We start from the raw sequence: 3,958 nt of genomic DNA on the forward strand, positions 1-3,958 counted from the left end.
GGCCCCGGCGTGGGAAGACTTTCAGGTCATCCGGGATCGCTACCGGGAACTGACCGGCCTGCCTCCAGTGTGAATCATGGTCTACTGGAAACGATAGGCATGAGAACGGCGAGCTAAAGGTACGTCATGGCGAAAAAAGAAGACGGCGAGCTGCGGCTCTCACCGCAAAATCTCGAGGCGGAGCAGGCGGTCCTGGGGGCGATCCTGATGGACACCAAGGCTCTAGATCGGGTGACCGCCCTGTTGCCTCTGAATAGTTTTTACAAACCGGCCCATAACCTCATATACAAGGCAATGCTTGATCTTGATAGTATAGGAGAACCTATTGATACGGTTACGCTAACCAATTATTTAACCAAACAGAGCCTGCTTGATAAGGTGGGTGGGGCCTACTACGTGACAGGCTTGTTAGAAGTCCTGCCATCAGCGGCGAATATTGAACACTACGCCCATATTGTCCGTGAGAAATACGTTCTGAGAGAAATTATTCAAACGGCATATAAATTGAGCGATGAAGCTTATAAAGCAGAGAGTGAACCCTTAATATTATTGGATACAGCCGAGCATCGCCTGTTTGAACTTCAGCGCCGCTCAGGCATAGCAAAATCTGTTGCCATAGAACCAATTTTACATAAAAGCCTCACGAAGCTTGATAAGCAGCATCAGGATCGAAAGCATGGATACACCGGTCTACCGTCCGGCTTCCCTGATCTAGATGATATGACCGACGGATTCCAACCGTCCGATCTGGTTATTATTGCTGGACGACCATCCATGGGTAAAACCGCCTTCGCTCTTAGTATTGCTCGTAACACTGCTAAGCTGTATGGACATAGAGTGGGGCTGTTTAGTATGGAAATGTCCGAGTACCAGGTGGCCCTCAGGCTGATGACGGCCGAAGCCCGGGTTGACTCCCACAAGTTACGCCGGAGGAGACTTGTGGAGGGGGACTGGCCAAAAATTTCCAGAGCGGCTGGAGATTTGTCTGAATTACCTATCTATATTGATGACACCGCCGGGCTGAATATTCTGGAGCTCCGTTCCCGGATCAGGCGTCTGAAGGCGGATTACGATATCGAGATGGCAATCATTGATTATCTACAGCTTCTTGCTGGGTATCGCCAGTTGGAGAGCCGCCAACAGGAAATTTCGGAAATGACCCGCTCTTTAAAAGGACTTGCCAAAGAGCTCGATATTGTGATCCTGGCATTATCGCAGTTATCCCGGGCGCCGGAGCAGCGTCCCGGCAGGGATAAGCGGCCCATTATGTCCGACCTGCGCGAGTCTGGAGCCATCGAACAGGATTCAGACGTCATTTTATTTCTCTATCGGCCCTGGCTTTACAGCCGGGCAGAGAAGGACATTGGAGTGGCGGAAGTGATTATCGGTAAGCAACGCAATGGTCCTACAGGCAAGGTTAACCTCACCTTCATATCTAAATATGCCGGATTTGAGTCCACTACCCCTGAAGAACGTGCGGTTCGAGTTACAGAAGAGGAAGAAATGGAGGAAGAGCCGTTCTGATGGTCGTTGATTCCCTTAAGCAGATTCTCCCGCGCAGTGACCGTTATCCGGCCAAATTCCGGGCCATCATAGACAAAGTCACCTTTGACGGAAGCCACCGGGAAGCGGTCGATGATTTCCTCTGGCGGGCTTATCAGACGGCGGAGAGGGTCCATGCGAAACAGACCCGCAAATCCGGCGAATCGTATTTCGAACACTGCTATCAGGTAGCTTTACTCCTGTCGGAATGGCGTATGGATCCCATTACCATTGCCGCCGGGTTGCTCCACGATTCAATTGAGGATACACCGTATACCACCGAGATGCTCGCTGAGGAGTTCGGTACTGATGTGTGCCACCTGGTAGAGGGAGTGACCAAGCTGGCTGATATCAAGTTCCGCAGCCAGGCTGAGCGGCAGGCGGAAAACTACATGAAGATGCTGCTGTCGGTGGCCAAGGACCTTCGGGTGATCCTTATCAAGTTCGCCGATCGTCTGCACAATATGCGTACTATCCAGTATTTGCCTCTTATCAAGCAGCGGCGCATTGCTATCGAAACTCGGGATGTTTATGCGCCGCTGGCCCATCGTCTGGGAATGGCTCGGGTCAAATGGGAGCTGGAAGACCTGGCCTTGAAGACGCTGGAGCCGGAGGCCTTCACCGAACTGGTTAAAAAAGTGCGGGAAACCCGCTCGGAGCAGGAAAAGTACATCGAAGAATTTGCCCGGCCCATCCGTGAGCTATTGGAAGCCAACCACATCAAGGCCAAAGTAGTGGGCCGGTCCAAACACTATTACTCCATCTGGGGCAAAATGCAGCGCCGGCGGGTCAGTTTCGAGGAAATCTACGACCGGTTGGCCATCCGTATCATCGTAGACCGGCTGGACGAGTGCTACGCCGCCCTGGGGATTGTGCATCAGCTGCATACCCCGGTTCAGGAGCGCTTTAAGGATTTCATTGCCACCCCGAAAATAAATGGCTATCAATCCATCCACACCACCGTGATAGGCCCCCACGGGAAAGTGGTGGAAGTTCAGATCCGGACGCACGAGATGGATCAAACCGCCGAGATAGGGGTAGCGGCGCACTGGCGGTACAAGGAGGATAGCCAGGGGGATATCACCACCATGGATCGTCAGGTCCGCTGGCTGAGGGAGCTGGTGGAGGTGGTTCAGAATGAAAAGTCTACCCCTGAGGAATTCCTGGATCTACTCAGGATCGACCTGTTCAAGGATGAGATCTTCATTTTCACTCCCAAGGGCGATCTGATCCAGCTGCCGGTAGGGTCTACCCCGGTGGATATGGCTTTTGAGGTCCATACTGAGGTTGGTCTGCACTGTGTAGGCGCTCGGGTCAACAGCAAAATTGTACCTCTGACCAACGTATTGCACAACGGTGATACGGTCGAGATTATTACTTCGGAGCATCAGACTCCCAGCCATGCCTGGCTCAAGTTCGTTCAGACGGGAAAGGCGAAGACCCATATCCGGAAGTTCATTCGCCGCGCCCAGCTGGAGGAAAGCATCCGGCTGGGGCGCGAAATAATGGATAAAGCTCTCCGCCGCCTGAAGCGGACTTCTCTGAAGAAGGAGTTGCGGAAAGACCCTCAAAAGGCCGGTTATGAGACGGAGGATGCTCTATATACCGCACTTGGGCGGGGGGATGTGACGGTCCGGCAGGTCATCGAAGAGCTCGTGCCGGAGCTCGTTCAGGAAAGTGAGGGCCTGGACAAAAAATTAGCCCAGCCCCCGCGTCGAATCCGAAGATCGGCGCAAGGGGTGCGGGTGGATGGCATGTCCGATCTGCTCATCTCACTGGGGAAGTGTTGCAGACCGATCCCCGGCGATGAGATCATCGGATTTGTGACCCGCGGTCGGGGGATTACAGTGCATCGGGTAACCTGCGCCAACCTTCCCCTGATCGGTGAAGACCACGACCGCTATGTAGAAGTGGAATGGGATGTGGGCAAAGGACGGGATTTCGTCGTCCAGCTGAAAGTCGTTGCCGAGGATCGCAAGCACTTTCTCAAAGACGTTACCGAGTCCATCTCGAAGCTGAATACCAATATCGTCAGTGTCGATCTGTCGGTGGAGGAAGGCATCCTGACCCTCTTTATGGCCGTGGGAGTGGATGGCATTCGCAAATTGCAGCGAATTCAGAACCGTATAAGAATGATTCCTGGAATCATATACATGGAGCGTGAATAAAATGAGTGATAATTACAATGTGACTTATACCAAAAAGGACGTAACCCAGCGAGTGGCTGAAAAGCTGGCTATGCCGGTCTCGCAGATGAAGGCCCCGGTGGATGCGGTCTTTGAAGCCCTGCGGGAGATTATGAGTGAAGACCACCGCTCGTTACGTGTTGAAATACGAAACTTTGGTGTGTTCGAAGTGAAGCCTACCAAGGCCAAGCCCCGCGCTCGCAACCCGCGGACCAACGAAGAAGTCTATG

Annotated in this window: 3 protein-coding genes; all 3 read left to right on the plus strand. The window is 53.0% G+C overall.

Going from position 1 to position 3,958, the window contains the following annotated elements:
• The first annotated feature begins 126 nt into the window (after nucleotides 1–126).
• Nucleotides 127–1,524 carry a replicative DNA helicase gene (dnaB, locus tag ACETWG_02090; GenBank protein MFB0515378.1) on the plus strand — a complete coding sequence of 466 codons (1,398 nt, stop codon included), beginning with the start codon at nucleotides 127–129 and terminating at the stop codon, nucleotides 1,522–1,524.
• Nucleotides 1,524–3,710 (plus strand): bifunctional (p)ppGpp synthetase/guanosine-3',5'-bis(diphosphate) 3'-pyrophosphohydrolase, encoded by a 2,187-nt coding sequence (locus ACETWG_02095; GenBank protein MFB0515379.1) that lies wholly within the window; start codon nucleotides 1,524–1,526, stop codon nucleotides 3,708–3,710. Before dnaB ends, ACETWG_02095 begins: the two co-directional genes overlap by 1 nt.
• Before the next feature lies 1 nt (nucleotide 3,711).
• Nucleotides 3,712–3,958: HU family DNA-binding protein (locus ACETWG_02100; GenBank protein MFB0515380.1), on the plus strand; the 247-nt coding region annotated here is incomplete at its 3' end.

It is taken from the genome of Candidatus Neomarinimicrobiota bacterium, from assembly GCA_041862535.1.
In the GTDB taxonomy this organism is placed as follows: domain Bacteria; phylum Fidelibacterota; class Marinisomatia; order SCGC-AAA003-L08; family TS1B11.